Annotated in this window: 1 protein-coding gene; it reads right to left on the reverse strand. The window is 61.9% G+C overall.

Features of this window, described 5'->3' with window-relative positions:
- Window positions 1-28: 28 nt before the first annotated feature.
- The gene (locus HHL15_RS26135; RefSeq protein ID WP_169148693.1) at window positions 29-1,186 is read right to left on the reverse strand and encodes an ISAs1 family transposase; all 1,158 of its coding nucleotides are present in this window, start codon (window positions 1,184-1,186) and stop codon (window positions 29-31) included.
- Window positions 1,187-1,310 lie beyond the last annotated feature (124 nt).

Genomic DNA, 1,310 nt, shown 5'->3' on the forward strand with positions numbered 1-1,310 from the left:
CAGGGCTCCCGCAGCTACCCATCCGACATCAATCCTCCTCCTCATCGCCGTCGGTCTCTGGCTCAACCGCCAACCCCAGCAAGGCAGCCCGAAACTCATCCGAGGTCGCAGCCAGCAATCGCTTGGTCTTGATGCTGGTTTTGACCGAGGTGTTCAACCGGATCAGGTTCAACGCGATATGGCGCACCAACGCGAGGTTATGGGCAACGTGGCCGGTGCGAGCGCGTGCGTAGTCATCGCCAAACTGAACATCCAGGCACCAGTGCAACCGGTTCTCCACTTCCCAATGGCTGCGCACGGTGCGCATGAACTTCTCGGCATCCGGGGCCAGGCTGCTGATGTAGTAGCGGCGTTCAACGCTCGTCCTGTCACCGATACGGCGTGTGCGCTCGACCAAGGCGAAGCTGTGCAGACCACGCCACTGATCGCCCTTGTAAAGCCTGTCGTCCGCGCTGAAAGCCCAGCAGCGGCGCCATTCTTCCCGGCCGTGTCCCGTGTTGTGGCTCTCCCAGCTCGAGCTGGCCTGCAGCGCTCCGCCAACTCCTGCCTGAGCCAGCAGGATCGAGTCGAGCAGTTTTGGATGGTTGTCCTTCACGCACAGCACGTAGTCGGCACCCCGCTCACGGATCTCGTCTGCGATAGCGGTCTGAGTGCCCATGGCATCGATGGTGACGATGCAGCCTGCCACGTCCAGAGTGCGCAGGAGCTGAGGGATCGCCGTGATTTCATTGGATTTCTGATCGGTAGCAACCTGCCCGAGCACCAAGCCCACCTCGGCGGCAAAGGCGCTGACCATGTGCAGCGGCGCAGCCGCCGCCTTGCTCGTCGTCCGTCGGCTCGTCTTGCCATCGATGGCGATCACCTGTTCATGCCTCAGTGCCGGAATCACCCCCGCGACCCACTCACGAAATGCCCGTTCGAAGCCCTTTGGATCCAGTACCGCGAAGACTCGCTCGAAGGTATCGGGCGAGGCGATGCCATAGTCGAGGCTCAGAAAGCCACGCAACCACGGCAGCTTGATGCGCCCCCACTGGCTGATGTCCTCGAAGTCATCCGCACCGCTGAGGACTGCGCAGACGGCAACGGTCAGCAGCTCGCTCAGCGGGTGGCGCGTTTGCTGAGCGTTGCGCCAGTCCTCAAGCCCCTCGAAAACCTCGACCATGTCTATCAGCTTGCCCGTTTCCATCGTCCGCCCAAAAAGGCAGGAAACTACACAAAACAGAGGGCTGTGGACAGGGGATGGGCAAGCGGCTGATCGTGAACGTTATTTCGGGGTGGGAGATGTCGGGTGGGTAGCTGCGGGAGCCCTG

Origin of the sequence: Zoogloea dura (genome assembly GCF_012927165.1) — a bacterium.
GTDB lineage: Bacteria > Pseudomonadota > Gammaproteobacteria > Burkholderiales > Rhodocyclaceae > Zoogloea > Zoogloea dura.

Excerpts from the sequence above, each read along its gene's own strand:
- HHL15_RS26135 (WP_169148693.1), bottom strand. The coding sequence starts at position 1,186 with ATGGAAACGGGCAAGCTGATAGACATGGTCGAGGTTTTCGAGGGGCTT.